Origin of the sequence: Arthrobacter sp. N199823 (assembly GCF_002929705.1) — a bacterium.
Classification (GTDB): Bacteria; Actinomycetota; Actinomycetes; order Actinomycetales; family Micrococcaceae; genus Specibacter.
This window is the reverse complement of sequence record NZ_PJIN01000006.1, coordinates 20,427-45,949: the sequence shown is the minus strand read 5'-3', so window position 1 is coordinate 45,949 and position 25,523 is coordinate 20,427. Positions and strand designations below refer to the sequence as shown.

Below are 25,523 nucleotides of genomic sequence, written 5' to 3'. Positions count from 1 at the left end.
GTGGCCCAAGGGGAGGAACCACATCTATCAATCCTACGCAGTATTGGCGGCAATTTTTACCCCTGTCGTCCCTGTGCCCAAAATGTGCTTCCCCAGAAAGCTCTTCCTTCGGGAAGCACGACGGCGGTGGGCTGGGCAATTGCCCAACCCACCGCCGTCGTGAGGTGCTTTATGCGTAGAGCTCCGTGGAGGGGATTACTCCGTGGCTGGCGTCAGCGCTTTCTTCATGGGGTCCTTGACGAAGAACAAGGCAAACAAGAGCGCCACGATGGCCGTGATCACCAGTAGCGAGAGGCCAATGGCGTATTTGTAGTTTTCGGCGTCCGGGTTATAGCTCATGCCCATGATCAGCGGTGGGAAGTAACCGCCCAGGCCGCCGGCGGCGCTGACAATGCCGCTGATGGTGCCCACCTTGCCGTCCGGGGACAGCGTCCCCACCCACGCGAAGACGCCTCCGGTGCCAAGCCCCAGAGCGGCAGCCAGGGCCAGGAATATCGGGCCAGCCTGGACATCGGCCGCTGGTTCAAGTGCCACGAGGAAACCCAGAATGGCGACGCCGGTGAAGGACGCGAGGACCACGGGTTTGGAACCAATCTTGTCTGACAGCACACCGCCGATGGGTCGGGCAATCACGGCGGCTAACGCGAATCCGGCCGTTCGTGCCCCCGCGGAGCTTGGATCGAACTCATAGACATCGCGCAGATACGTGGGCAGGTAGGTGGCGAAGGAGACAAAACCGCCAAAGGCCACGGCGTACAGGAAACACATCTTCCAGGTGACGGCCAGCTTGGACGCGTCAATCAACTTGGGCATCACCGGGGACTTGTTGGGTTCCCAGCCGGGGGCGTTCTTCATGAACACCCACACCACAACAGCCATGACGGCCAGAATGCCGGCGATCAGCAGGTGCGTGGGCACATAGCCGATCGATTTCACCAGCCGCGGGTTCAAGAAGGCGGCCAGCGCCGTGCCGCCCATGCCAGCGCCGAACACGCCCGTGGCAAAACCGCGGCGGTGCGGCGGATACCAGGCGCTGACAAACGGGATGCCGACGGCAAACACCGTTCCGGCAACACCCAAAAGGAAGCCGGCCGCAAGCACTATGACAAAGGAGTTCAGTGCCCCTCCCAACGCGACCAGCAAAACTGTGGGAATGGTTGCCACCAGGACAAAGGTGAACAAGGCCCGCCCGCCAAACCTGTCCGTCATGGTGCCCACCACAATGCGGCCCAGGGATCCCACAAAGATGGGCATGGCGACCAAGATGCCCATGGTCCCCGCGGAGAGTTCCATGGAGTTGGCGTAGTGCGTACTCAGGGTGGCGATGATGTTCCAGGCCCAGAAACCCACCACGGAGGCGGCGGTTGCCAGCGTCAGGTTCAGTGCCTGTCCCGCAAGCGGAGGCGGGTGCGGGGCTGTTGTTGAGGCCATGGTCTCTCCTGATTGTGGGTTAGATCCTGTGGGGTGGGGCGTGAGGGTCAGGGCCTGCTGGGGTTAGCGGGGCTTAGCGCTTGGTGGTGTCGCGGTCGCGGGTGCCCACTTCGGACCAACCGCTGCGGGGAGCCACGCTGGCGCCCTTGTCCCGTGAGCGGTACACAATGTAGGGCCGGAACAGGTAGTGCAGCGGCGCCGTGAAGGCGTGAACCAGCCGGGTGAACGGCCACACCATGAACAGCACCATGCCCACCAGCGTGTGGATGTGGAACGAGGTCGGTGCCGCGGCCATGGCTGCAATATCCGGCTGGAAGATGAAGAGGGAGCGGAACCACGGGGAGACGGTGTCGCGGTACGTCACGTCATGGTCGGGCCAGAACACGCTGGCCAGAGTGGTCCACAAACCAAACACAATGGCCGCCACGAGCACCACGTACATGAGTTTGTCGTTCTTGGTGGTAGCCATGAACACCGGCCCGGTTTTACGCCGTCGGTAGATCAGCAGCGAGATCCCGGCGAGCGTGCCCACCCCGGCAATGGTGCCCACAAACAGGGCGTTGAAGTGATAGATACTCTCCGTCATACCTACAGCTTCGGTCCATTCCTGTGGAATGATCAGCCCAAAGACGTGCCCGGCAATCACGGCCAGCAGGCCAAAATGGAATACCGGCGAACCAATGCGCAGCAACTTGGATTCGTAGAGCTGCGAGGAGCGGGTAGTCCAGCCGAACTGGTCAAACTTGTAGCGCCACATGGAGCCACCCACCAAGATGACCACCATGACGTAGGGCAACACGCCCCAAAGGAAGATGTCCATCACTCATGCCCCTTTCATGGGCAGCAGCCGAGGATCGTACGGGTCCAGCCCCACGGATTCGGTGGGCGGGCCATAGCCTGCCATCCGCATGACAGCTTGTTCATCGGCCGGGGATGCGCCCGGCAGGGAGTTGCAGATGGCTTGCACAATCTCAGAATGTGGCAAGGTGTCACGCAGCAGCCCAAACTTGATCAGTTCCAGGCTCGGCCGGTACTGCTGAAGCAATTCCTTGCCCGCGGACATGTCCACAGTGGCCGCATATTCCAGGACCATGGGCAGAAAATCGGGCAGCTCACCCCACGTGTCCACCAGGGTGTCAGAGCCCCGGTACACCTTCTTGAACGCGCCCAGCACTTCCCCGCGCCGCCGGGTATCGCCGTCGGTCCAGTAGGAGAGGTGCAGTGCGTGCCGCTTGCCGAGGTCAAACTCCTGAACGTATTGACCCTGAAGTGCCATCAATCCGGTGGTCTCCAGCATGTTAAGTACTGCGGCGAATGGCTGGGCTGCGCCGGCAAACTCACCCAGGGCGGCACGCATCATGGGTACCCGGTCCACGAGCTGCTCATCCGGGTACGACAAGCACCACGACGCCGCTAAAAACGTGATCTGGTCCTTCTTGCTGGTTGCCTTGCTGGTTGCTCTGGAGGCTGCTCTGCTGGTTGGAACGCTCATGAGCTGCCACCTTCCAAGGCGTCTTCCCGGGCGTCCACCGGAGGCTCGGTGGGATGCTTTTGCGGGAACATCCCGGCGGGTGCGCCATTGCCATCCCAATTCAGCAGGTTCACGCGGCCGGCCAGCGTGTCAGCGCCGGCCACGGAGTCTGAGGTTTGCCGGTCTCGCAGCGCGTTGAACGTTTCCAAGGCCACCGGGGTGGGCCGTCCGCTGGCCTCGCCGAAGGGTGAGGTGCCCATGGATGCCATGCCGGGTCCGCCGTCGAAATCCAGGGAGCAGCCCATCTCTTCCAGATCGTGCGCCTGCTCGGCGTGTGCCTTGGGGATCACATAGCGTTCGTCATACTTGGCAATGGCCATGAGCCGGTACATCTCATACATGGTGGCGCCGTCCATGCCCACGGACGCGGGGATGGACTCATCGGGATCATTGCCCAGCGAGATCCCGCGCATGTAGGCCCGCATGGCTGCCAGCTTTTGCAACACGCCGGTGACCAGATCCGCGTCACCTGCGGTGAACAGCTCGGCCAGGTACTCGACGGGGATGCGCAGGGCGTCAATGGCGCCGAACAACACGTCCTTGTCCTCGGCGTCGTGCCCCTGATCGCGCAGCAGATCAACCACGGGGGAGAGCGGCGGGATGTACCAGACCATGGGCATGGTGCGGTATTCCGGGTGCAGCGGCAGGGCCACCTTGTACACCTTGGTCAGGGCGTACACGGGTGACTTCTGCGCAGCCTCGATCCAGTCTTCCTGGATACCCTGTTCGCGGGCTGCCTTGATGACGGCCGGATCGTTGGGGTCCAGCAGCACATCCATCTGCGACTGGTACAGATCTTGGGGATCGGTGACCGAGGCAGCGGCGGTGACGGCATCGGCGTCGTACAGGAAAAGCCCCAGATACCGCAGCCGGCCCACGCAGGTTTCCGAGCAAACGGTGGGCAGGCCCACCTCGATCCGCGGGTAGCAGAACGTGCACTTCTCAGCCTTGCCGGTCTTGTGGTTGTAGTAGATCTTCTTGTACGGGCAGCCCGTCATGCACTGGCGCCAGCCGCGGCACTGGTCCTGGTCAACCAGTACGATGCCGTCCTCGACGCGCTTGTATATGGCGCCAGAGGGGCAGGAAGCCATGCAGGAGGGGTTCAGGCAGTGCTCGCAAATGCGCGGCAGGTAAAACATGAACGTCTGCTCAAACTCAAACTTGATCTTGTCCTCGGACTCGCGGCGCACCTTCTCCACGATCGGGTCCAGGTGGCCCATTTCTGAGGTGCCGCCCAGGTCGTCATCCCAGTTGGCGCTCCACGTGATCTTCGTGTCCTTGCCGGTGATCAGGGATTTGGGCCGGGCCACCGGGAAGTCATCGCCCAGCGGGGCATCAACCAGGGTCTTGTAGTCGTAGGTCCAGGGCTCGTAGTAGTCCTTGAGTTCGGGCTGGATGGGGTTGGCGAAGAGGCCGAACAGCTTCTTCACACGCCCGCCGGCCTTGAGCTTGAGGCGGCCGCGCTTGTTCAGCTCCCAGCCGCCCTTCCACTTTTCTTGGTCCTCGTAGCGGCGCGGATAGCCCTGCCCGGGGCGGGTTTCCACGTTATTGAACCAGACATATTCCACCCCGGCCCGGTTGGTCCAAGCCTGCTTGCACGTGACGGAACACGTGTGGCAACCAATGCATTTGTCCAAGTTCATAACCATGCCCATTTGAGCCATAACACGCATTAGTACTGCACCTCCTGGGAACGGCGACGGATGGTGGAAACGTTGTCCCGCTGGTTTCCGGTGGGGCCAAGATAGTTGAACGCGTACGTCAGCTGCGCGTACCCGCCAATCAGGTGGCTAGGCTTGACCAGCAGCCTCGTCACCGAGTTGTGGATGCCGCCGCGGCGGCCGGTGGCCTCCGACTTGGGTACGTCGATGGTGCGTTCCTGGGCGTGATAGATATACGCCACACCCTCGGGCATGCGGTGGCTGACCACCGCCCTGCCCACGAATACGCCGTTGGCATTGACACACTCAACCCATTCGTTGTCCAACACCCCGATGGAGCCAGCGTCCTGCGGGCTCATCCACACCGTGGGACCGCCGCGGGAGAGGGAGAGCATCAGCAGGTTGTCCTGGTATTCGGAGTGGATGGACCACTTGGAGTGCGGTGTCAGGTAGCGCACCACAATTTCCTTATCCCCGTTGGGGCCCAGCTTCGGCTCGCCAAAGAGCCTGTGCATATCCAGTGGTGGCCTGTATATGGGCAGCGCCTCACCAATATCGATCATCCAGTCATGGTCAAGGAAGAAGTGCATGCGCCCGGTCAGCGTGTGGAAGGGCTTGAGCCGCTCAATGTTTTGCGTGAATGGTGCGTAGCGCCGCCCGCCCGTCTCCGAGCCCGACCATTCCGGGGAGGTGATGACGGGCTGCGGCCCGGCCTGGGTCATGGCGAAGGAGATGTGTTTCTCCTCGCTGCCCTCGGCCAGGTCCACGAGCTTCATACCCGTTTTGCGTTCCATTTCCTTGAAGCCGGCCACGGCGAGCTGGCCGTTTGTGGTGCCGGAGAATGTCAGGATCGCCTCGGCCATTTTCGCGTCGGTATCGATGGCGGGGCGCCCGTGGGCGGCGCCGCCCATCATCACGCCGTTGGCTTTGGCCAGATGGTCCAGGGCCTTATCCAGCTTGTAGGTGATGTCCTTGACGGTGAAACCCAGCTTGTCCGCCAGAGGTCCGACGGCGGTGAGCTTGTTCGCGATGGCCGTGTAGTCCCGCTCCACCACGATGAAGTTGGGCATGTTCTGCCCGGGCACGCCGTCGATCCCGTCCTTGCGCCAGTCGCGGACCACGCCGCCGGGCTGGGCGATCTGGCCCACGGTGTCATGGATGAGCGGGACACTGACAAGGTCCTTGCGCGTGCCCAGATGCTTCACAGCTTGGCGTGAGAGTTCCTCGGCCAGTAAGTTGAACAGCTCAAAGTCCGTCTTGGTCTCCCAGGGCGGGTCGATGGCCGGGGTGAAGGCGTGCACAAAGGGGTGCATATCGGTCGAGGAGAGGTCATGCTTTTCGTACCAGGTGGCTGCCGGGAAGACCACATCGGAAAGCAGGGTGGTGCTGGTCATGCGGAAGTCCGCGGACATGAGGAAGTCCAGCTTTCCTTCCGGCCCTTCCTCATGCCATTTCACGTCCTGCGGTTTCAGTGATTCGTGGCTGTCCTGACCCATGACGTTGTTGTGGGTGCCGAGCAGGTTCCGCAGAAAGTACTCGTTGCCCTTGGCGGAGGAGCCGAAGAGGTTGGAGCGCCACAGCACCAGGGTGCGCGGCCAATTTTCCGGAGCGTCAATGTCCTCAATGGCGGGATTGATGGTGCGGTTCATGAGGGACTGGGCCACCCACGTCTTCTCATCCGGAGCCTCCCCGGCCGCCACCGCGGCGATTGCTTTGTCTGCAAGGTCCAGCGGGTTGGAATCGAACTGCGGGTAGAACGGCATCCAGCCCAGGCGCACCGACTGTGCCAAGGCGTCGGCCGTGTGCATGCCATCCAGGTTGCCTGTGGACAGCGGGGACTTGAGCGCATCCGCCGAGTACCCGTCCTGGCGCCACTGATCGGTGTGCATGTACCAGTAGCCGGTGCCAATCATGGTGCGGGGCGGGCGCGACCAGTCCAGGCCGTTGGCCAAGGACACCCAACCGGTGATGGGGCGGCACTTTTCCTGCCCCACATAGTGTGCCCAGCCGCCGCCGTTGCGGCCCATGCAGCCAGTCAGCATGACGAGGGCCAGAATGGCGCGGTAGGTAGTGTCGCCGTGGAACCACTGGCAGATGCCGGCACCCATGATGATCATGGAACGGCCCTTGGACTGCTCTGCGTTGCGGGCAAATTCGCGGGCCACTCGAATGCAGGCTTGGGCTGGGACGGAGGTGACTTCCTCTTGCCAGGCCGGGGTGTAAGGGACGGAAACGTCGTTGTAGTCCTTGGCCCACACGCCGGGAAGGCCGGGCCGGCCCACGCCGTACTGGGCCAGCATGAGGTCGTAGACGGTGGTGACCAGATGGCCGCCCACCATGGCCACGGGAACACCGCGGTGCATGATGGAGCCGGCGCCCTCGGGATCCTCAAAACAGGGGAGCAGGATCTCCACGGATTCCGTGGAGACCTCGGCCATGCTCAGGGCCGGCTCTATCCCCGTCAGGTCAAGGTTCCACTTGCCCTCACCGGTCTTGGAATACCTATGCCCCAAGGTTCCATTGGGCACCAGCCCGGAGCTGGTGACCTTGTCAAAGAGCAAGGTTTTGAACGCAGCGTCTTCCACAAACTCGCAGCCGGGGACGAACGCAGCGGTGAGGAATTTCCCGGGAATGTAAGTCCCGTCGTCGTGCTTCTCCAGACGGATGAGGAAGGGGAGGTCGGTGAATTGGCGGACGTAGCTCTGGAAGAACGGGACTTGGCGGTCAACGAAGAATTCCTTGAGCGTCACGTGGCCCATGCCCATGGCGAGGGCGGCGTCAGTGCCGGCCGCCGCGGGGAGCCATTCGTCGGCGAACTTGGTGTTATCGGCGTAGTCGGGGCTGATGGCGATGACCTTGGTGCCACGGTAACGGACCTCGGCCATCCAGTGCGCGTCCGGGGTGCGGGTGACGGGGACGTTGGAGCCCCACATCATCAGGTAGGTGGCATCCCACCAGTCGCCGGATTCCGGGACGTCGGTTTGATCGCCGAACACTTGTGGGCTGGCGGCGGGAAGGTCCGCGTACCAGTCGTAAAAGGAGGTCATGACCCCGCCAATGAGCTGCACAAACCGGGTGCCGATGGCGTGGCTGACCATGGACATGGCCGGAATGGGGGAGAAACCGGAGACGCGGTCGGGGCCGTACGTCTTGATGGTGTTCACGTGTGCGGCGGCGGCAATTTCCAGCGCCTCGGCCCACGAGGTGCGGACCAAGCCGCCCTTTCCGCGGGCGTTTTGGTATCTGCGGCGCTTTTCCGGGTCACCGGCAACTTCGGCGAATGCCAGGACGGGGTCCTTCAGGCGTTGCTTCGCTTCGCGGTACATTTCCACGAGCACGCCGCGGGCGTAGGGGAAACGGACGCGGGTGGGGGAGTAGGTGTACCAGGAGAACGCCGCACCGCGGGGGCAGCCGCGGGGTTCATATTCGGGGCTGTCCGGGCCAACGCTGGGGTAGTCGGTCTGCTGGGATTCCCACGTGATGATGCCGTCCTTGACGTACACCTTCCAGGAACACGAGCCCGTGCAGTTCACGCCGTGGGTGGATCTGACAACCTTGTCGTGACTCCATCTGTCGCGGTAGAAGATGTCACCGGCACGTCCGCCTTCGCGGAAAACGGCTCGGCCATCGTCCGTTTCATCCCACTTGGTGAAGAAACGCCCCAATTTCAACATTGCGTCCGATGCCGGACCATCGACGCCGGCGACAAAAGTTTCAGCAGTCATGGGCCCACCATAGGGGGCTTTGGTAGGCATCTCTACGGCCCGTCAAATAGTCAAGCTCAGGCTGTCCTAATTAGTTGCTAAAAGTTGCATATATTGTGCGACTTTTAACATTTGGGGACTGGAAAGGCGTCAAGGGCCGGGGACATTATTAAGGTCCGGCGGGTGATTGTTACGTTCGGTGGGGCAGGCTCGCCCCTCGCCCCAGACGCTCGCTCAGGTATGGCGGCTGTTTCCGCAGCGCTCGCGCACTTGGGCCCAGGCAGATGCCCGTTGTGGCTCAGAAAACACAAAAACCCTCCCCGCCGGCAGCTGAACGGTGATGCGTCGCTCAGCTGCCGGCGGGGAGGGTCAATTGCAGTGCTGCGTGTGGGCGTTTAGTTCTTGCGGAAAGCCAGATCGAAGATGACGCGCCCAGCCTTGTGAGCCTTGTTCTCAAAACTGGTCAGGATGCGCCCGTCAAAACGGGGAGCCCAGCCGCCAAGCTCATCCTGCTCATCACTTTGTTCGCAGTCCACTCCGCTGAGGCGTGCCGCGGTGAGGGGGCTTTCGGAACCGGTGCGCTCGCCGTCGTGCAGGTTAGTGAAATCTTCAGAGGCAATGCCCACGTGGAGCATCTGCTCGGCGTAGGTGGACCAGTCGGTGGCCAGGCGCCAGATGCCTCCGGGGGAGAGCACGCGCGATACGAGCGGGGCAAAGGTGTCCTTCACCATGCGGCGCTTATTGTGCTTGGACTTGTGCCACGGGTCGGGGAAGAAGACCCAGACTTCGCTCACGGAGCCGGCTGGGAGCATGGTGCTCAGGACCTCGGGTGCGTTCGCCTGGACGACGCGGACATTCTCGAGCTCGTTGGCGACAATCTTTTGAATGGTCTGAGCGAGTCCGGGGGTGTAAACCTCGACGGCGAGGAAGTCCTTGTCCGGGTTTTCCTTGGCGGCGTGGATGACGGCATCGCCCAGGCCCGAACCGATTTCCACTACCAGCGGGGCTGTGCGGCCAAACTCTGCTGCGGCGTCGAAGACGTAATCGGGATGCACTGAGGTATCCGCAATGTGGCGCGGAACGTCAACGGCCAGGGTGTCGGAGTGGTCATCCCAGGCCTGCTGGCGGCGACCCTGCAAGCGGGTTCCGCGGCGCACAAACGAGACCGGCTGCATGCGATAGGTGCCTTCGGCGGCCTGACTGCCCGGTGTGATGGGGCGTGCGGAGCCGTCCTCGGTGCGGGGCGCGCGCTCCTGTGCGGGCTCTGCATCCTGCAATCCATCCTGCAGGGAGGCATGTGCCGGTGCGGCGGGGTCGGTGGCGGGGGCGTCGGTAGCTGGGGTTTCACTCATCACTGTTAAGGGTACCGGTGATTTCGAGGCCGGTCTGGTTGGGAAATTTTGGCTCACCCTGGCCGGGAATCTCTCTTCCAGGTTCAAGCTGAACGCCATCGACCCGGGAGAAAAGGCTGCTGTCAGCTCCCAAAGCCGCCATTTCTCACGGGTCGATGGCGTGAGGAGCCTTGGCCGGGGCGGAAAGTGGGTCGTGGTGGCGCCAATGTGCAGATCATGTCGTTTAGAGCCGCTATGGAGGGATCAAAGCGACGTTATCTGGACACTCGCCGAGGTGGTGAAGGTGAGATGGGGCACTAAGGGGGTGCCCGGCGTCGTGCCGCTGATAGACTGACACTACTTAATGTGCGTTTCGCGCATTCTGCGTCGATGAACGCATGCAACTTGTCCCGCATAGATCTTGCCCAGTGAATTTGCACTGTGCAGACCGCGGTTGACACGCTCTGGCATTGAATCGGCGAACCCGCGGTCAAAACTGCCCGTGGGACGTTGAACCGCCTTACGAAAGATTCTCTCTTTACATGACAACTTTTGCTGCCCTTGGTGCGCCCAAGGAAATCGTTGCTTCACTCGCCGCTCAGGGCATTGAGGAAGCATTCCCCATTCAGGTCAAGACTCTGCCGGACACTTTGGCAGGCCGCGACGTGTTGGGTCGCGGCCGCACCGGCTCCGGCAAGACCATTGCCTTCGCTATCCCGCTCGTTGCCCGTCTGGCCGAGCGCGAAGCCCCGTACTTCCGCAAGCCCGGCCGCCCCATGGGCCTGGTCCTTGCACCGACTCGCGAGCTGGCAACTCAGCTGAACAACACCATCGAGCCCCTCGCCAAGGCCATGGGCTTGAACACCACTGTCATCTACGGTGGCGTCTCACAGGCCCGTCAGGAAAAGGCCCTGCGCGCCGGCGTCGACATCGTCATCGCCTGCCCGGGTCGCCTCGAAGACCTCATGAAGCAGCGCATCGTTTCCCTGGAAAGCGTTGAGATCACGGTTCTCGATGAGGCCGACCACATGGCTGACCTCGGCTTCTTGCCGGTCGTCAAGCGTCTGCTGGACACGACGCCGACGCAGGGCCAGCGCATGCTGTTCTCCGCCACCTTGGACAACGGCGTGGACAAGATTGTTCAGCGCTACCTCTCCAACCAGCTCACCCACTCGGTGGATGAGCCCAAGGCTGCTGTCTCCACGATGGAGCACCACGTTCTGGTTGTGAACGATCAGACCGTCAAGAAGCAGGTCATCGTTGAGCTCGCATCGGGCGCCGGCCGCCGCATCCTGTTCATGCGCACCAAGCACCACGCCCGCAAGCTGGCCAAGACCCTGACCGACGCCGGCATCCCTGCCGTGGACCTTCATGGAAACCTGTCACAGAATGCACGTGACCGTAACCTGGCCGAGTTCTCCACCGGCGACGTTCGCGTCCTGGTTGCCACCGACGTTGCCGCCCGCGGCGTACACGTTGATGACATTGAACTGGTCATCCACGTTGACCCGCCCACAGAGCACAAGGCTTACCTGCACCGTTCCGGCCGTACGGCCCGCGCAGGATCCGACGGCGTAGTTGTCACCTTGACGCTCCCCGAGCAGCAGGGCGACGTCAAGAAGCTCATGCGCGCAGCAGGCGTTGACGTGAACTTTGAGCGCGTCACCACCAGCTCACCGCTGATCGCCACCTTGGTTGGCGACGTTGCTGACAAGATTGACCCGCGCACCCGCGCAGCCTTGCTCGCCTCCAAGCAGCCTGCACAGGGCAGCGGCACCTCTAACGGTGCAAACGCTCAGCGCAAGCGTTCGGTCCGCTCCGGCGCAGCCCCCACAGCCGGTGGCCGTGGCGGTCGCGGAGGGCGCGGCCGCGTTTCGGCTGACTCCAACGAGCGTCCCGCAGCAGCAGGTAACCGTGGCGAGCGTCGTGAAGGCGCTGCCCAGGGTGCCCGCTTCGGTGGCGGCGAAAACCGTCGTCCGGCACGTGCAGCCGGTGAAGGCCGCCCGGTACGTTCCGGTGAAGGTCGTCCGGTACGTTCCGGTGAAGGCCGCCCGGCTCGCGACGGCGATGTTGCTCGCGGAAACCGCGCAGGCCAGGGTTCGGCCCCGCGCAGTTCTTCACACACCAACGATGCCCCGCGCAGCAACTCCCGCGGTGGCAGCCAGGGCGGCGCAGTATGGTCCTCCAACACCGGTGGTAACTCCGGCGGAAGCTACAACTCCAACGGTGGTGGCGCCCGCTCCGGCGGACCCCGCCGCGCAACGGCTCCGGCCTCGAACCAGCGCCGCAGCCGCTAGGCCCCACTCGCCGGCCCGATAAATCGCTGGCGCGATTTCCCCGGGAACCTGGCAAGCGTGGGCCCACCCAACGCAAAACGTACGACGTCGGCACCCACCTCGGGTGCCGACGTCGTACGTTTTGCGTTAACCACCACCGCAGACGCCAGTCCGTCGAGTCAGACGATGCGCGGCGTCTGACTCGACGGCTCTCCGTCTGACTCGAGGGACGGGACGTGTGGTGGTGCGGGAACGTTTGGCCTCAGAGGCTTTCCCGTGGCATCAGGCGGGTGCTCGCCAGCGTGGCAGCCGCCATGGTGACCAGCGCTCCTAGAACCAGTGCCGCGGGTTCGCCCGGGGCCAGTAGATTTTGTTGGATCCCGATGGTGGCCGCAGCGATCGGCACGCCCAGTTGTGCTGCCGAAAGAACTCCCAGCGGAAGCGGAAGGCCCAGCAAGCGCGTGAGTGAATGTACGCCAATCGCGCCAATCCCCAGGGCCAAGCCCAATAGGATCATCGTCGGGTGGCTGGCGAGTTCGCGCAGGTCCAAGGACGAACCGAGCCACAAGAAAAACAGCGGCCCCAAGAACCCCTCAGTCAGGGCAAAAAGTTGTCGCGCCAGTCGCCGCGGTTCGCCAACGGCTGACACCGCCAGCCCAAAGACGAAGCCGGCGAGCATGATGGACACATGACTCCACACGGCGAGTCCGGCCAGCGCAAAGAGGACAGTCAGCTGAAACCTGAGCTCCAGAGCAAATTTCCGCTTTTCAGAAACTTTGTGCAGACGTTGCCGTAACCCCTTCCGATCAGCCGTACGAAGGATCAGAAAAAGTGCGGTGGCACTGGTCAATACAGCCAGCGAGCCCAACGCCGCCGGCCCAGCTGTGGACGGGTTGAGTACTAAAGGAAGGGCAATGATGGCGAGGGTATCGGCGATAACCACCTGTGCTGTCATGGCCAAAACCTGGGGTCCGCGGAGCTGGAATGAGCCGATGATTGGCAGCACCAGCGCGGCGGATGACGACGCCAATAGGACCACGTAGAGCGATGCATGCCCGGTGCCAAACAGTCCCGCCACGGCGATACCAACTGCTGCGGCAGCCACGGACACCACCGCCAAGCGTGCCACACCACTTCCCAACGCGGACCGGATTCTTTGGTCTCTGACGGGCACATGGGAGCCAGCCACGAACATGATCAAGGCAAAGCCCAGATCGGCCAGGAAGGTAAAGGTCGGTTCCGCGGGATCGACAAGGTTCAGACCGCTTCGGCCAATGAGCATTCCTGCCGCCAGTTCACCGATGACCACCGGAATCTGCCACCGTCGCGGGAAGGCCAAGAGGGGACCCAGCAGCGAAGCGAAGCAGATGAGGGCAAGAACGTGGAAAGTCATGGCGTGGACCGCCGGGATTGGTCCAAAAGTTGCTGTTCCATGTGCTCATTGTGCACGGTGGACGGTGTGAGTTACAGGGCGGACCGCGCCCTTAGAGCCGGACGGTGCCTTCGATGCACGCGGTGACGTGTCCGCCAACCCAAATGCTGTCGCTTTCAATGTCGATATGGACCCGGCCCTCACGGCCCAGAACGGTCCCTTGCGATGCCACATAATGAGGTGGCGCCACCCCGGTATCGCTCATCCACCGGGCCAGACCCGCGTTGAGGCTCCCCGTGACAGGGTCCTCCCAAACGGCGTCGCCGCCGAAGAATGCGCGGACCTCGAACTGAGTGTCCGAGCCAGAAGGGTGCGGACCAACAACGCCGATCTCAAGATCGTCCAACAGGCTGGGGTCGGGGCGAAGTGCCAGCACTTGCTGCGCAGAAGCTAACCGAATGCCCATCCAACGAGGTCCGTTGACAAGCCAAGAGGAAGCGAGGATGTCATCACGCGCAATCCCCAGAACGCTGGCAACCCGCTGCAGACGTGCTTCCTCGATGGGCTCGTAACGGGTTAATGGCGGGGCCTGGAACGCGAACCGATCCCCTGCAATACGGATCGGGATGAGACCCGCCACGCATTCCTGCACAATCACACCGTCGGGGCCCACTGTTCCGCCGGCTGCCAACCAGGCCTTGACGGATCCCAGTGTGGGGTGTCCGGCAAAGGGCAGTTCCTCGCTGGCCGTAAAAATCCTGACCCGGTAATCCGCCCGCGGATCAGTTGGGGCCAATAAAAATGTGGTCTCGGCGAGGTTGGTCCAGTTGGCGAATTGCTGCATGTCCGCCGTGCTCAAACCCTCGGCGTCGTGAACCACGGCCAGCGCATTGCCGCGGTAGGCCGTCGCCGAAAACACATCGACCTCGCTGTATCGGCGCGGTTTCATGGTGTCTAGAGGACCGGGTCAATGCTGAGCACGGCCAGGAAGCCGCGGCCGGAAATCTCCGGAGCGGCATCGGAGCCCACCACGGTGTCAAACTTACCCAGCGCCTCGGGTGCGGGTGCGGGGGAGGAGGGTTCGGCGTCGTCCGTTGCAGCGGCAGAAACCGTGGCCGAGCCTTGCAGCAGCACGGCAAACTGGTCCGCGAAAACGGGGTGCGGGCGCTTCTTGGAGAGCTCGATGATGGCCGCGTAACCCTTGAAGGCGCCGCGGCGGGTCATGAGGTTCAGGTCTTTGAGCGTGCCGGTGGGCAGGCTGGCGGAGGTGTCCGAGTCGCCGGAAAATCGGAACGGGCGGAACTTTTCGAGCGCCTGCTCGGCACCGTCGATCGTCAGTGCAATCAGATCGCCCTCGACGACAGTGATGATCCGGTCAATGCCCGGCAGTGGGGAGAACGGGCCGGCCTTTGTCAGCTCGGCGAGGCTCACACGCCAGTCCCAGTTCTTGCCGTCGGGGCTGGCCGCAATCTGCCGCGTGACACCGCCGCCATTGGCCCAAGGAGTGCTTTTCAGGGAGGCGTAACGGATAATTTCCACTATTTTTCGTCCACATTCTTTTCGCTGTACACGTGCAGGCGTTTGAGGTCTGATGGTCGACGGCGGAGCTTGCGTTTGTAGTACGCCCACCCGCCCGTGATGGCTAGGGAAACGGCGAAGGCCAGCACGATCTTCAACGGCAAGTTCACACGAGCGAAGGTGAGCACCAGAATCATGGCGGCGAAACTGGCGAAGTTGACAATGATGTCTAGCCAATCGGTCTTATTGCGCATGACTCAAGCTTACGCGGCTGCTAGTCCAAGGGGTCACAGAGTCCACAGTGCGGCCCGCAACCGTTACCGGTAGTTACTGGCGAAGGGGCGGTTGGTTGGAACAATTTCCTTACCCAACGGCATGAGCGATACCGGGATCATCTTCAAGTTGGCGATGGCCAAGGGAATCCCAATGATGGTCACGGCCATGGCAATGGCCGTGGTGACGTGGCCTATGACAATCCAAATACCGGCAACTACGATCCAAATGATATTTCCCACGGCGCTGGCCACGCCTGTTCCACCCGGTTTATCCACCACCATCCGGCCAAAGGGCCACAGTGCGTACCCGGCAATGCGGAACGAGGCAATGCCCCACGGGATGGTGATGACCAAGATGCAGCACAGAATGCCGGCGAGGAAGTAGCTCATGGCTAGCCAGAAACCGCCAAATATTAGCCAGATGAGATTCAAGATTGTCTTCATCACCCCATTGTGCCCGCTGGCCCCGACAATCGCATCAGGGTTGACCCTGTACTACCCCTGATTTCACACCAACCGCCCAGTGTTCACGTGGTCTGCGGTGCTACGCTGATCAGCAACAACACCTCCCTCAATGGCAACGGCAACTGCTAAGGAATATTTCAGTTCTATGGACTTAGGCACAGTTTTTTTGATCCTCATGCTGGTGATCATTGCCATCGTGCTGGGTGTGGGCATCACCTTGGCGGTCCTGATTTCCCGTGGCGTGTTGGGGCTGGTCAAGATTGGCAAGCCTAAGTATGAGTCTGCCAAGCGGAGCGCCCTGAAGGCCCGGGCCGAATCCAGTACCGGTCCCGTCGCCGAGATCCTCAAGCAACGGGTGGCACTGGGAGAGGCCTTGGAAGCAACCGGCCGATCCCTTGCCGTGGCTCAGGGCGCCGGCCAGTACACGGGCAATCTGGAGCCCATTTTCGCCTCATTGCAGCAGGCCGGAAAGGTCACCGAACACCATCTTTTGGTGGCCCAGCAGGAGCCCGATCCCGCCGTCCAAGCCCTCTACGTCAAGACGTTGGGCACGCAGGTTGAGCAGATCACCAAGACCGCCACGGGTGTGCGCCAAGCCCTCGCCGGCACCGCCGCGCCTGCCGGTGATGTGGATCTGAGCGAGCTCACCCGGACTCTGGAAATTGAGGCCACCATGCTGAAAAAGTGGGCCCAGACGTACACTGAACTCGGTAACGACTAGCTCGCGTCCATGAGCATCTTTACCAGGATCGCAGCGTTTTTCCGTCCCAGACCTCCCCGCAGGAAGCACGACGGCGGCTCCTCCTCCGGTGGGCAGCTCACCTTGATCGAAGCCCGGAGCAAGCAGCAAGCCGCTGTGCAAAAGATGCGCCGTGGCGTGGCGGATGTCTCGGTGAGCCGGCAGCGGCTGGATCTGCAGGGCGAGGACCTGCAAAAGGCCATGGACAAGCTCGCCGGACAGGCCGAAAAGTCCCGCAGCGAAGGTGATGAGACCTCCGCCCAATCTGCCATGAACCGGCACCTGATCATGGGTGGACAACTCTCCGATCTCATGTCTCAGCGGGACGCTCTCGCCGAGCAGGAGACCATGCTGATTTCCGCGCTGACCCAGTTGCAGGCGCGGGTCTCAGGCTTCAATGTGAGCGTAGAAACGCTGACGGCAACACAAAAGGCAGCCTCAGCCAACCAGGCCATCGCCCAGGCGCTGCATGATTTCGACGCGGACCCCTAAGGGCCATCATCGATCCGTGAGATATGGCTGCTCTGAGCGCTCATAACAGCCATATCTCACGGATCGATGGGCCCGCGCACTAATGTTCCGCGATGTCCCCGGAAGCCATGTCGAAAGTGAAGCCGCGCAGTGCGCCGGAGGTGGCCATGCCGGCGTCGACCCCCATAGTGAACTCCAGCGTCAGTGCCCCTGCCGCAATATCTGCCTCGGTCACAGTGCACGTGGCCGTGAAGCTGCGCACGGCTCCGGTAAGCAGCGGCTCCCAACCGAGCAGAGCAACGATCCCTGCTGTCCTGCTTTCCAGGAACACGGCCACTTTCGGCGCAGCCGCGCCGGTATTGTGCACCCTGCCGGAGAAAGCCAGGACATCTCCTACCTTATAACCCGGAATGGGGGCACCGTAGTTGAGATCCTGCGATTCCCGGTTGGAAAGCACCTGCGGAGCATCCTCGGAGTAGCCCTGCCCCACCTCCTTCCACGCGGACGGATCCCAATCGCCGGCGGTTGAAGCCAGTACAAAACTCTCACCCACGCTCTCCCACACGGCAGGGCGGCCCGGTGTGATGGAACGCAGTACCACGTCGAAGGCGACGCTGCGCGAGGAGACGGTCCCGGAATCGTGCCGCAAATCGGCGCTGGGAGAAGCCAACAACTCCGCCGGATCGATCGCCACAAACACAATTTCCTGGTAGCCCTGACGCTCATAGAGCACGCCGATCCGGCCGTCCGGCAGGCGCGCAGCCGTGGAATATTGCGAGCTTCCACCGCACAGTTCGACGCCGAATGGCCAGGTTACCCCGTTGTCGCCCGAGAGCTTCAGGACAGTATTGCGGCGCAGGGCGGGATCGTGATTGTGGGTGGCGATGAGCCAGTCCACGGTCTCTGGATTCGCCAAGGTGGTGACGTTGGGCAGGCCGTCGAACCGGGCCACGGATCCATTGTCGCTGGGGTCAGGCAGCTCCAGATGAGGCAGGGCCGGGGTGTAGCTGTGGCCACCGTCAGCGGAGATGGCGGTCAGGCGGTGCGGAGTGGCGCGCGAATGCATCAACAGTGTGCCGTCAGCTAGGCACACCACCTTGTTTTCGTTGGCGGCTGCAATGAATTCGCCAAGAGCCCACGTCTCACCATGATCGTCGCTATACGCGCTGGCGGCCTTAATCACGCCCTCGTGCAGCAGCACAAACTGCTGCACTAAACGCCCGGTAAAAGGGCCGGTATGGATTTGAATACCGGCACCTGCGGCAGCAAAAAGGCCCGTGACGCCATCGCTCTTGAGCATGGAGGTGAGGCGGCGGTGGTGCCAAGTGACGCCGTCGTCGTCGGAGAAGCTGAGGTCCGCGTGCTGGATAGCATCCTGGTCTTCCAGACCTGCGGCGGCCTCGAAGAATCCGGCATGCGTTCCAGCGGCGTGGAACAGGAAGATCCGCCCGGTTGAGGTGTCGATGAGCAGGCTCGGATCGCCATAACCATCCAAGCCGGTGCCGGTGCGCACAGTTTGCTGGGGGCCCCACGTTGCGCCGTTGTCAGTGCTGCGACGGATGAGCAGATCGATGGGGTTGGGCAGATCATCGAGGTTGGGGCGGGCGTCGTAGGCGGCAAGGACGGTGCCCCGCGGCGACACTGCCAGGGCAGGGATGCGGTACTGGCGGTGCCCCGCGACGCCGCGGCGGGCAAGAACCGTTTCCAAAGATGTAGGACGTATCATCACAGCTTGAGCTTAGCCGGTTCGCAACGAATGCGGGAGACAGCTGTGGAAAAGTTCTAAATCCAGCCCTGCTGCCACGCTTTTTCGGCCGCTTCGTGCCGAGAAACAGCATTGAGCTTCATCATGGCCGAGGAGAGATAGTTGCGCACCGTGCCCGAGGCCAGATGCAGTTGCTTGGCAATGTCAGCCACGCTGGTGGTGGAACGGCTCACGCGCAATGCATCCAGCTCGCGGTCCGTGAGTGGGCAGCGCTCAGCGGTCAGGGCCGCCGCAGCAATCTCCGGGTCAATGTAACGTTTCCCGGCCGCTACATCCCGAATCACATGGGCAAGATCCTGTGCCGGGGTGGACTTGGGCACAAAGCCGGAGACCTTGGCGGCCAAGGCCCGGCGCAGCACACCCGGACGGGCATGCCGAGTCACAATGATGACGCGCGTATTGACGGTAGCCAGAATCTTCGCTGCCGCCTCAAGCCCGTCTGCCTGCGGCATTTCCAGATCCAGCAGGCAAATGTCCGGGGTTGTGGCCAAAGCCAGCTCGACGGCGGTGACGCCATTATCAGCGCTCGCCACCACTTCAATATCGGATTCGAGCCCCAACAGGGCCTCCAGCGCGCCGCGAATCAGGTGCTCGTCGTCGGCAATCAAGAGCCGAATGGGGGAGGTGTCCAGGGTTTCGGTCATGCGGGTATTCCTCTGGGGGGGATCCGCGCCTGCAACTCAAAGTGGCCGGTTTCCAGGGTGGTTTCAAGTGTTCCGCCGCTTGTCTCGAGCCGTCTCCGCAAGCCCAATAAGCCGGTGCCGGCCGTCAATGACATGGACGACGGCGTGCCGTTGAGTCCGTTATTGCGGATAGTCAGTGTTGCCTCAGCCTCGGAGGACGTCAGGGAGATGGTGGCGTGAGTGGCCTCGCTGTGACGCAGAATGTTCGTGGTGGCCTCACGCACAGTCATGGCCAGCGCCTGTTGTGCTGCGGGATCCGCTGGCAGTGTCTCCAGCGTCAGTTCACAGTCTGCCCCGGCTGCTGTGAGGACTTCCCGTGCATTCTCCAACTCGTCCGCGAGGGACGTTTCCCGGTATCCGGCCACGAGCGAACGGGTTTCCTCGAGAGCTTGCTTGGCAATGAGCCGAGTCTCATGAATGTTTTCACGAGCCGCCTCAGGATTGCTGTCAAGAAGCCGCTCGGCCAGTTCGGATTTCAGTGCGATGACCTGCAAATGGTGGCCCTGAATATCGTGCAGGTCCGCGGCGAAGCGGAGCCTTTCCTGGGCCACAGCCAATTCCCCGGCCATGACCCGGTGCCGATCAAGCTCCACTACCACCCGCCACCACCACAGGCTGCTGATGAGCAGCAGTGGCATTCCTGCCGAATAGGCCAGCAGCATGCGGGAGGCGGAATCTTCTGGAAGTGAATCTGACTGCCCCATCCAGAAGTGACGAATAGCGGCAAATGCCAGTAGCGAGAGGACACCGGCTGCCACTGTTAGCCAGCGAGTCCTTGTGGGTAGCAGGCTGGCCACGAGGGACACGGCCAGCCACAGCGGAATCGCAGCAATCCACCCAGCGTCCGAGGTGATCAGACCCAAAACCCACACAGCACCGGAGGTAACAACCATGGCCGTGGTCCAGACGGGACGGGGCAGTCCACCGCCCAAACCAGCCCGCAGGAACCAGCAATAACGCACCTGGAGGGCCACAGCGAGAACCAGGGCCAGCAGCAACAGCCCGGAGACGGCGTCGTTCTTGGCAGTGAAAGTACTGGCCGCGAAGCTCAGCAGCATGAAGTGCAGGACCACCAAAATGAACACGATAGAGCCTAAGGTGTACGTCCACGTGCTGCGCACGCTGCGGCCCAGACTGGCGGTGGGGCGCGGAATTTCCGGGGACGAGACTGCAGGCATGGGCTTCAGTCTAGGGCAATGACATTTGTCATGGATTCCCTGTGCGAAAGTGCAGGTCAAGGCGTGACAGCAGCTCACTACTGCGGCTTGGGATGCTGCGAAAGGATTGAATTATCAACGTTTCCGCCCATGAAAGTAGACCTCATGATTGAATCTCTGCAGTCCTTCGCCGCCTCCCTCCCTGCCATGCTGCAATGGGTGGGGGTGCTGCTCATAGCGGCAATTCCTTTTGTGGAGTCCTACTTTGGCGCGGTGGTGGGGGTGGTCATTGGCCTGAACCCGGTGCTTGCCATCGGAGTTGCTGTGGTGGGCAATGTTCTCTCCATGCTGATCTTTGTGCTCAGCGCACACGGGGTGCGGAGCAAGGTTTCCGCTGGCAAGCCGGCGAAGGAGCTTTCTCCTCGGCGGGCCAAGCTGCGCAAGGCTTTCGATAAGTACGGTGTTGCTGGTGTGAGCCTGGCGGGTCAGGCGATCCTGCCGAGTCAGATCACCTCAGCCGCCATGGTGTCCTTTGGTGCACCGAAGAACGCTGTGATCCTGTGGCAGCTCATTTCCATCATCCTGTGGGGCACCGCGTTTGGTGTGGCCGCAACGTTCGGTGTCTCGCTGATGGGCTAGGTCTGATGGGCTAGGTCTGGTGGGCCAGGCGTCTGCCTCGGGAGTGTGTAGTGCAGGATGGTCAGACTCATCAGGCTACGGTGATGCCCAAGTGTGCTGCGAAGATCGGCGCCAGCAGGCCCATCTGGTAGTCGTCAATAATTGCCCCTGACATGGAACCGACGCCATTGAGCGTGCGGAAGTCACTGGTCCGCAGATCTACGTCCTTCAGTGTGGCCTGCTGGAGGTCTAGGGTTCCGATCCGGCAGTTCTTCAGTGCCAAGCGCGTGACATTGGCCCCGCCCAGATCCAGTTCATCAATGATGCAGTCACTGATTTGCAGGTCAATGATCTTTGAGGCGCGCAGGTTCAGGAAATCGATCTTGCCGCCATCGATCCGGACCGACTGCCAGCTGCTGTCATAGAGCTCGGCCGATCCCCAGCGCGGTGAGGTGACTTCGGTATCACGCCAGCTGGTCCGGGCACCCTTCATGATGGGCGCGAAGCTGTCCTTAATAAGGGAGCCGCGGAAACGCACGCCGCGGAGCTCGGCGTCATTGAGCATGGGTCCGTTGAGCTCGCATTCCAAGAAATCCGACGACGTGAGATTTGCGCCGTCAAAACTGGGTCGGTCGAAGCGTTGACCGTCATAAGTGTCACCGGGGCCGAAGAAGGCATCCTCGTTGTCCACCAGGTCATGCAGCGTTAGCGGAGTGAGTCGGGGTGCGCGGGGCGCATTCTTCGAAGCCATGCTTCTAGGTTATCCGCCTGCGGCCGGGGCAATATTCTGATAGTCATCCGCCGTCGGTTCGGCTGTGAAGCCACGGGTCGGCTCAGCTGTCGAAGTGGATTATCATGCTGGATGTGTAAGCGCTGGTTGTTTCTTCCATGGGGGCATTGGGGCCGGGCTCGGGGCTAGGAGCAGCGTCGAGCTCAACGCTGGCCGGCCACGCCTGGATTGCCCGGAAACTGTAGCCGTCCTGCTCGGCAGTCTCCCAGTCAAACGTGACGCTCTGGCCGGGCTTCAAGGTGCGATACCCTGGGCCGACAATGTGGGAAAAATGGGCCCAGCAGCCACCCGGCGTCGAATCCGAATCAAGGATTCCCCAGCCTTCTTCGTCATGCCAAATGCGGACTGCGCCTGTGGTTGCCATGATTTCAGGCTACGCAGTCTCCGGCCGGGATTCTAGAGTCGGGAGCCTAGCGCACGTGGCTAAGGCACCTGAGCTATGACTTTGAAGCGTTGCAGCACCAGCATGGTGGTGGCGTCCACGGTGAAGTGGGGATCACCCAAGGCCTCCCGCATCTCAGCAGAGTGCCAGAACTCTTCATGGCCAGCCCGCCATTGAGCCACCGATGTGAAGCCTTCGCCTTCATCAATGGCATGCTGCAGGTCCACATCGGACAGCGGCGCAGTGTGCACCTGCGTCATTTCAATGACGGCTACCCCGCGGCCAGCAGAGTCAATCACCACTTCGCGCTGGCCTGGCTGTGGCAGCTCTTCGTGGTCCACCTCAAATTCAATGAGCGTGCACGTGGTGGATGTCTTGGAACCGTCAAGAATTGCTGCCACCAACTGCTCCCGCAAGGGACCGGGAAAGGCAAACTCACCTAAGGGAAGGCCAGCGAATTCGGGTGCAGTTGTCAGATCAATGGCGGCATCATGGGTAGGCATCTAGTTATCCTACGTTGCCCGTCAAACGTTTTGGTACAGTTGCATTATTATCAGTTAGACAGGAGGGTGGCGAGTTCCTCGGTGAGATTGTGGTGCGCCTGATCCGCCCACAGTTCGCGCCCTTTTGGCGTGCGGAAGAGGGGGTCCAGCGTCAATAAGCGACGCAGAACGGCGGTCCGTCCTTTCGAAAAATCAGCCTCCGAGACGTGGCCATAGTCCCGCCGGACTCCGGCTACATACCGCGAGTATTCGCTATCTGGACCGCCTAGAATGGCGAGGTCAGCATCGCAGAGGAGGTGTCCGGCGCGGTCTTCGGGGGAGGGGGAGTGGTTGGTGGTCAGTCGAACCAGCCGGGCCACCTCGGCGACTTCCCAGGTCTCCACAAGGCCATTTAAGCACGACTGTGCCAAAATGGCCGAGTCCTCTTCGTCGGACGGTGTTCCGTTGTAAACGGCGTCGTGAAACCAGGCCGCCAGAGCCACCGGCCGGGGGACATCCCTCCCGGTGAGCGCGTCCAGCGCCTCCAAAACGGCCAGCAGATGCGTCGCGGAATGGTAGTGCCGGTGCGGCTCATTCCACCGGTTCAGCAAATCCGTGCCAAGCTCCGGGTGCCCCGGCATGAGAGCATTCCAGCGCCGTTCCAGCACCGAGGCGACGGACTTCACCCGGTATTTAGCCTTGATCCGCAGGCCTGACGCCATGAGGGTGCGGGCCAGTTCCTTGCCGGTCAGTGGCACCGCCCCGGCCATGATGAGCTCATCGTAGAGGCGCTCGGGAACGTCGTAGTGATCAAGGTCAAACGCCCTGTCGGTGACACCATTGCTTGCGGCAAATGCATGGAGTTCCGCCAGCGAGGTATCGGAGATTAAGTGCGAGAACACGGTCCCGTGGGCCGGCCAGAAGGGCGGATCGATAAAGATCATGGCCCCAGTGTAGGCCCGGGCAGCCAAGAGCCTCCAGTGCGTGTGGTGACAGGAACCTGCTCATCCCACATAGACTTTCTTCGACCACCACATCAACGGAAAGCCGGCGGTAATGCGCAACGAAGACTCCAGCGTCCAGGCCACATTCAACAGCATTGCCCGGCGCTATGACCTGATGAACCGGCTCATGACGCTGGGTTCCCACAGTCGCTGGTGCAAGGAAGTTGCTCAAACCGTCACCGCCGCACCGGGAGTCAATTACCTGGATCTGGCCACTGGAACGGGCGTCATCGCTAGGGCTGTTCGCGCGCAGAGTCCCGACAGCACCATAATCGGAGCCGATTTTTCCGAGTCCATGCTCGATGTTGCTCGCGGCGTGCAAGGCAACTCCGGCATCGTGTGGCAATTTGCCGATGCCCATGAGCTGCCCTTCGCAGACAACGCGTTCGACGGCGTGACGCACGGTTATCTGCTCCGTAACGTCAGCGATCTGGATAAGGTCTTGAATGAACAGTTCCGTGTCCTGAAGCCCGGCGGTGTGGTGTCCGCCTTGGAATCGTCCCCGCCCAGCGGAGTTCTTGCTCCGTTTATCCGTCTCGGCATGAAGGTTGTCATCCCCACGCTGGGGACCGTGATTGGGCGCGACCGCGAGGCCTATAAGTACCTGGTGAGCTCGACCCTAGGATTCCTGACCCCGGCAGCCCTGCGGCTCAGGTTTGAGCAAGCCGGTTTTGTGGACGTACAGCTCAAGCCCAAGTTCATGGGCACCAATATGATTTGGACGGCACGCAAGCCGGGCTAATTCGGGTCGGGCTAGTTCGGCACAAGGGAGCCCGCGGCGTGTTTTTTGAGCTTATGCGCAACGCTGCCGGCCGCGTCTGCGTATAAACAAAGTTCACTTACTTTATACGCAAGCCACGCCCGAGCCGGCTGCGGTGGAATCATTCCTACGCACGCTGGCTGGCCGCGCCTGCGTAGAAACAAAGTTCCATCCGGCTAAACGGTTATATCTCCCGCTCTGCATAGAACGTCAGGGCATCCCGCACGAACGCTGCCCCGTCCTGGCCGCCGTAGTTCGCGGCGAAGCGGAGATCGGCCACGTACATGTCCGCCAGTCCCAAAATGTAGCCGCGGACGTCCCCGCCTGGCGCTGCAGCCGGTGTTCCCGGAATGCTGCGAAGCCAAGAAACGTGACGCAAAGCCAGCTCCTGCGCCGCTGTCGACGAAGCCGTGGCTCTGCTTGACCAGACAGCGATCCAGTCTCGGTTCAACGAATTAACGTTTTCCTTCCAGCTGTCCCGTTCGGTGGAGTTCATACCGCGCCACCATGCATCGCTGCGGGCGTAAGCCTCCTTGCCCCACCGTTGTTCAACCTCGTCCTTGTGGTGGGTGTGGTCAAAACCGTCCAGCATGTCCTTTGCCATGATTTCCTCTCCCGCAGCCTCCGCCGCAATGGTTTTTTCTACAGATGTGATCAGCCGCGACAGGCGAAGCTGTTCGTCCCGCAGCCAAGCAACATGAGTGCGCAGGGCCGAAGTTGCTGAGTTTTCCCGCGCCAACACAGCAGCGATCGACGGCAAGCCCAGCCCCAGTTCGCGCAGCAATAGGATGCGTTGCAGCCGTATTAAAGCGGCCTGGTTGTAGTGCCTGTAGCCGTTGCTTGCAATCCGGCTCGGCGCCAGCAGCCCAAGGGAGTCGTAATGCCGCAAAGTTCGGCTGGTGGTTCCCGCCAGGACTGCAACTTCCTGAATCGACCAGTCCGCCGGAACGTCTTCGATGCTCATGAATGCAACTGTAAAGCTTGACGTCGCGTCAAGGTCAAGGATGAATCTCGGGGAGACCGGCAGAAAGGTGCGATAGCGTTCTACAAAACACACCATTTGCTGCAGGAGCGTTGGTGGGAGGGGATAAAGCGGCCTGACCTTGAT

The 25,523-nt window shown here is 61.8% G+C and carries 24 protein-coding genes; 5 read left to right on the top strand and 19 right to left on the bottom strand.

Going from position 1 to position 25,523, the window contains the following annotated elements; translation table 11 throughout:
* Positions 1–195 precede the first annotated feature (195 nt).
* The 6 genes from CXQ93_RS13810 to trmB form a co-directional block, all read right to left on the bottom strand.
* Complete coding sequence (locus CXQ93_RS13810) at positions 196–1,431, bottom strand: MFS transporter (protein WP_104111023.1); 1,236 nt, start codon at positions 1,429–1,431, stop codon at positions 196–198.
* Positions 1,432–1,504: 73 nt separating this feature from the next.
* On the bottom strand, positions 1,505–2,251 hold the full coding sequence (gene narI, locus CXQ93_RS13805; RefSeq protein WP_104111145.1) for a respiratory nitrate reductase subunit gamma: 747 nt from the start codon (positions 2,249–2,251) through the stop codon (positions 1,505–1,507).
* A gap of 3 nt (positions 2,252–2,254) precedes the next feature.
* A complete protein-coding gene (gene narJ / locus CXQ93_RS13800; protein ID WP_104111022.1) occupies positions 2,255–2,923 on the bottom strand; it encodes a nitrate reductase molybdenum cofactor assembly chaperone in 669 nt (222 codons plus the stop codon).
* Positions 2,920–4,635, bottom strand: coding sequence for a nitrate reductase subunit beta (gene narH, locus CXQ93_RS13795; RefSeq protein ID WP_104111021.1), 1,716 nt, complete (start codon positions 4,633–4,635; stop codon positions 2,920–2,922). The genes narJ and narH overlap by 4 nt, the downstream gene beginning before the upstream one ends.
* Complete coding sequence (locus tag CXQ93_RS13790) at positions 4,635–8,348, bottom strand: nitrate reductase subunit alpha (protein WP_219817360.1); 3,714 nt, start codon at positions 8,346–8,348, stop codon at positions 4,635–4,637. The genes narH and CXQ93_RS13790 overlap by 1 nt, the downstream gene beginning before the upstream one ends.
* 374 nt (positions 8,349–8,722) lie before the next feature.
* Entirely contained in the window at positions 8,723–9,502 is a 780-nt protein-coding gene (gene trmB, locus CXQ93_RS13785; protein ID WP_258069017.1) for a tRNA (guanosine(46)-N7)-methyltransferase TrmB, read from the bottom strand.
* A 698-nt stretch (positions 9,503–10,200) separates the two neighbouring features.
* On the opposite strand from trmB, the gene CXQ93_RS13780 reads away from it, so the two are divergent.
* Positions 10,201–11,955, top strand: coding sequence for a DEAD/DEAH box helicase (locus CXQ93_RS13780; protein WP_104111019.1), 1,755 nt, complete (start codon positions 10,201–10,203; stop codon positions 11,953–11,955).
* 241 nt (positions 11,956–12,196) lie between these two features.
* On the opposite strand, the gene CXQ93_RS13775 is transcribed toward CXQ93_RS13780, so the two are convergent.
* The 5 genes from CXQ93_RS13775 to CXQ93_RS13755 all read right to left on the bottom strand — a co-directional run bounded on the left by CXQ93_RS13775 (position 12,197) and on the right by CXQ93_RS13755 (position 15,543).
* A complete protein-coding gene (locus CXQ93_RS13775; protein WP_104111018.1) occupies positions 12,197–13,327 on the bottom strand; it encodes a cation:proton antiporter in 1,131 nt (376 codons plus the stop codon).
* Between the two features lie 91 nt (positions 13,328–13,418).
* On the bottom strand, positions 13,419–14,255 hold the full coding sequence (locus tag CXQ93_RS13770; protein WP_104111017.1) for a PhzF family phenazine biosynthesis protein: 837 nt from the start codon (positions 14,253–14,255) through the stop codon (positions 13,419–13,421).
* A 5-nt stretch (positions 14,256–14,260) separates the two neighbouring features.
* Entirely contained in the window at positions 14,261–14,845 is a 585-nt protein-coding gene (locus tag CXQ93_RS13765) for a HutD family protein (RefSeq protein ID WP_104111016.1), read from the bottom strand.
* The gene (locus CXQ93_RS13760; RefSeq protein ID WP_104111015.1) at positions 14,845–15,078 is read right to left on the bottom strand and encodes a hypothetical protein; all 234 of its coding nucleotides are present in this window, start codon (positions 15,076–15,078) and stop codon (positions 14,845–14,847) included. The genes CXQ93_RS13765 and CXQ93_RS13760 overlap by 1 nt, the downstream gene beginning before the upstream one ends.
* Positions 15,079–15,141: 63 nt before the next feature.
* On the bottom strand, positions 15,142–15,543 hold the full coding sequence (locus tag CXQ93_RS13755; RefSeq protein ID WP_104111014.1) for a YccF domain-containing protein: 402 nt from the start codon (positions 15,541–15,543) through the stop codon (positions 15,142–15,144).
* Between the two features lie 166 nt (positions 15,544–15,709).
* Between CXQ93_RS13755 and CXQ93_RS13750 the strand changes: the two genes are divergently transcribed.
* Complete coding sequence (locus CXQ93_RS13750; protein ID WP_104111013.1) at positions 15,710–16,285, top strand: hypothetical protein; 576 nt, start codon at positions 15,710–15,712, stop codon at positions 16,283–16,285.
* 9 nt (positions 16,286–16,294) lie between these two features.
* Entirely contained in the window at positions 16,295–16,795 is a 501-nt protein-coding gene (locus CXQ93_RS13745; protein ID WP_104111012.1) for a PspA/IM30 family protein, read from the top strand.
* Positions 16,796–16,874: 79 nt separating this feature from the next.
* Here the strand turns inward: CXQ93_RS13745 and CXQ93_RS13740 are convergent, their stop codons facing one another.
* Genes CXQ93_RS13740 through CXQ93_RS13730 form a run of 3 tightly spaced genes read right to left on the bottom strand, consistent with a single transcriptional unit; the run spans position 16,875 to position 20,400 of the window.
* Positions 16,875–18,500, bottom strand: coding sequence for an exo-alpha-sialidase (locus CXQ93_RS13740; RefSeq protein WP_104111011.1), 1,626 nt, complete (start codon positions 18,498–18,500; stop codon positions 16,875–16,877).
* A 56-nt stretch (positions 18,501–18,556) separates the two neighbouring features.
* Positions 18,557–19,183: a DNA-binding response regulator gene (locus tag CXQ93_RS13735; protein WP_104111010.1), complete on the bottom strand. Its 627-nt coding sequence runs from the start codon at positions 19,181–19,183 to the stop codon at positions 18,557–18,559.
* Positions 19,180–20,400, bottom strand: a complete 1,221-nt coding sequence (locus CXQ93_RS13730) for a sensor histidine kinase (RefSeq protein WP_104111009.1) — start codon at positions 20,398–20,400, stop codon at positions 19,180–19,182. Before CXQ93_RS13730 ends, CXQ93_RS13735 begins: the two co-directional genes overlap by 4 nt.
* 144 nt (positions 20,401–20,544) lie before the next feature.
* On the opposite strand from CXQ93_RS13730, the gene CXQ93_RS13725 reads away from it, so the two are divergent.
* The gene (locus CXQ93_RS13725) at positions 20,545–21,018 is read left to right on the top strand and encodes a hypothetical protein (protein ID WP_104111143.1); all 474 of its coding nucleotides are present in this window, start codon (positions 20,545–20,547) and stop codon (positions 21,016–21,018) included.
* Positions 21,019–21,088: 70 nt separating this feature from the next.
* On the opposite strand, the gene CXQ93_RS13720 is transcribed toward CXQ93_RS13725, so the two are convergent.
* The 4 genes from CXQ93_RS13720 to CXQ93_RS13705 all read right to left on the bottom strand — a co-directional run bounded on the left by CXQ93_RS13720 (position 21,089) and on the right by CXQ93_RS13705 (position 23,595).
* The gene (locus CXQ93_RS13720; RefSeq protein ID WP_104111008.1) at positions 21,089–21,748 is read right to left on the bottom strand and encodes a pentapeptide repeat-containing protein; all 660 of its coding nucleotides are present in this window, start codon (positions 21,746–21,748) and stop codon (positions 21,089–21,091) included.
* Between the two features lie 82 nt (positions 21,749–21,830).
* Positions 21,831–22,151, bottom strand: a complete 321-nt coding sequence (locus CXQ93_RS13715) for a cold-shock protein (RefSeq protein WP_104111007.1) — start codon at positions 22,149–22,151, stop codon at positions 21,831–21,833.
* A 59-nt stretch (positions 22,152–22,210) separates the two neighbouring features.
* The gene (locus CXQ93_RS13710; protein WP_104111006.1) at positions 22,211–22,672 is read right to left on the bottom strand and encodes an ASCH domain-containing protein; all 462 of its coding nucleotides are present in this window, start codon (positions 22,670–22,672) and stop codon (positions 22,211–22,213) included.
* 50 nt (positions 22,673–22,722) lie between these two features.
* Positions 22,723–23,595, bottom strand: coding sequence for a DUF4031 domain-containing protein (locus CXQ93_RS13705; protein WP_104111142.1), 873 nt, complete (start codon positions 23,593–23,595; stop codon positions 22,723–22,725).
* A 112-nt stretch (positions 23,596–23,707) separates the two neighbouring features.
* Between CXQ93_RS13705 and CXQ93_RS13700 the strand changes: the two genes are divergently transcribed.
* Positions 23,708–24,397 (top strand): ubiquinone/menaquinone biosynthesis methyltransferase, encoded by a 690-nt coding sequence (locus tag CXQ93_RS13700; RefSeq protein ID WP_104111005.1) that lies wholly within the window; start codon positions 23,708–23,710, stop codon positions 24,395–24,397.
* Positions 24,398–24,599: 202 nt separating this feature from the next.
* Here CXQ93_RS13700 and CXQ93_RS13695 read toward each other — a convergent pair whose 3' ends face one another.
* Positions 24,600–25,379 (bottom strand): TipAS antibiotic-recognition domain-containing protein, encoded by a 780-nt coding sequence (locus CXQ93_RS13695; protein WP_104111004.1) that lies wholly within the window; start codon positions 25,377–25,379, stop codon positions 24,600–24,602.
* Between the last annotated feature and the right edge of the window lie 144 nt (positions 25,380–25,523).

Excerpts from the sequence above, each read along its gene's own strand:
- CXQ93_RS13810 (WP_104111023.1), bottom strand. The coding sequence starts at position 1,431 with ATGGCCTCAACAACAGCCCCGCACCCGCCTCCGCTTGCGGGACAGGCA.
- narI (WP_104111145.1), bottom strand. The coding sequence starts at position 2,251 with ATGGACATCTTCCTTTGGGGCGTGTTGCCCTACGTCATGGTGGTCATC.
- narJ (WP_104111022.1), bottom strand. The coding sequence starts at position 2,923 with ATGAGCGTTCCAACCAGCAGAGCAGCCTCCAGAGCAACCAGCAAGGCA.
- narH (WP_104111021.1), bottom strand. The coding sequence starts at position 4,635 with ATGCGTGTTATGGCTCAAATGGGCATGGTTATGAACTTGGACAAATGC.
- CXQ93_RS13790 (WP_219817360.1), bottom strand. The coding sequence starts at position 8,348 with ATGACTGCTGAAACTTTTGTCGCCGGCGTCGATGGTCCGGCATCGGAC.
- trmB (WP_258069017.1), bottom strand. The coding sequence starts at position 9,502 with ATGCAGCCGGTCTCGTTTGTGCGCCGCGGAACCCGCTTGCAGGGTCGC.
- CXQ93_RS13780 (WP_104111019.1), top strand. The coding sequence starts at position 10,201 with ATGACAACTTTTGCTGCCCTTGGTGCGCCCAAGGAAATCGTTGCTTCA.
- CXQ93_RS13775 (WP_104111018.1), bottom strand. The coding sequence starts at position 13,327 with ATGACTTTCCACGTTCTTGCCCTCATCTGCTTCGCTTCGCTGCTGGGT.
- CXQ93_RS13770 (WP_104111017.1), bottom strand. The coding sequence starts at position 14,255 with ATGAAACCGCGCCGATACAGCGAGGTCGATGTGTTTTCGGCGACGGCC.
- CXQ93_RS13760 (WP_104111015.1), bottom strand. The coding sequence starts at position 15,078 with ATGCGCAATAAGACCGATTGGCTAGACATCATTGTCAACTTCGCCAGT.
- CXQ93_RS13755 (WP_104111014.1), bottom strand. The coding sequence starts at position 15,543 with ATGAAGACAATCTTGAATCTCATCTGGCTAATATTTGGCGGTTTCTGG.
- CXQ93_RS13750 (WP_104111013.1), top strand. The coding sequence starts at position 15,710 with ATGGACTTAGGCACAGTTTTTTTGATCCTCATGCTGGTGATCATTGCC.
- CXQ93_RS13745 (WP_104111012.1), top strand. The coding sequence starts at position 16,295 with ATGAGCATCTTTACCAGGATCGCAGCGTTTTTCCGTCCCAGACCTCCC.
- CXQ93_RS13740 (WP_104111011.1), bottom strand. The coding sequence starts at position 18,500 with ATGATACGTCCTACATCTTTGGAAACGGTTCTTGCCCGCCGCGGCGTC.
- CXQ93_RS13735 (WP_104111010.1), bottom strand. The coding sequence starts at position 19,183 with ATGACCGAAACCCTGGACACCTCCCCCATTCGGCTCTTGATTGCCGAC.
- CXQ93_RS13730 (WP_104111009.1), bottom strand. The coding sequence starts at position 20,400 with ATGCCTGCAGTCTCGTCCCCGGAAATTCCGCGCCCCACCGCCAGTCTG.
- CXQ93_RS13725 (WP_104111143.1), top strand. The coding sequence starts at position 20,545 with ATGATTGAATCTCTGCAGTCCTTCGCCGCCTCCCTCCCTGCCATGCTG.
- CXQ93_RS13720 (WP_104111008.1), bottom strand. The coding sequence starts at position 21,748 with ATGGCTTCGAAGAATGCGCCCCGCGCACCCCGACTCACTCCGCTAACG.
- CXQ93_RS13715 (WP_104111007.1), bottom strand. The coding sequence starts at position 22,151 with ATGGCAACCACAGGCGCAGTCCGCATTTGGCATGACGAAGAAGGCTGG.
- CXQ93_RS13710 (WP_104111006.1), bottom strand. The coding sequence starts at position 22,672 with ATGCCTACCCATGATGCCGCCATTGATCTGACAACTGCACCCGAATTC.
- CXQ93_RS13705 (WP_104111142.1), bottom strand. The coding sequence starts at position 23,595 with ATGATCTTTATCGATCCGCCCTTCTGGCCGGCCCACGGGACCGTGTTC.
- CXQ93_RS13700 (WP_104111005.1), top strand. The coding sequence starts at position 23,708 with ATGCGCAACGAAGACTCCAGCGTCCAGGCCACATTCAACAGCATTGCC.
- CXQ93_RS13695 (WP_104111004.1), bottom strand. The coding sequence starts at position 25,379 with ATGAGCATCGAAGACGTTCCGGCGGACTGGTCGATTCAGGAAGTTGCA.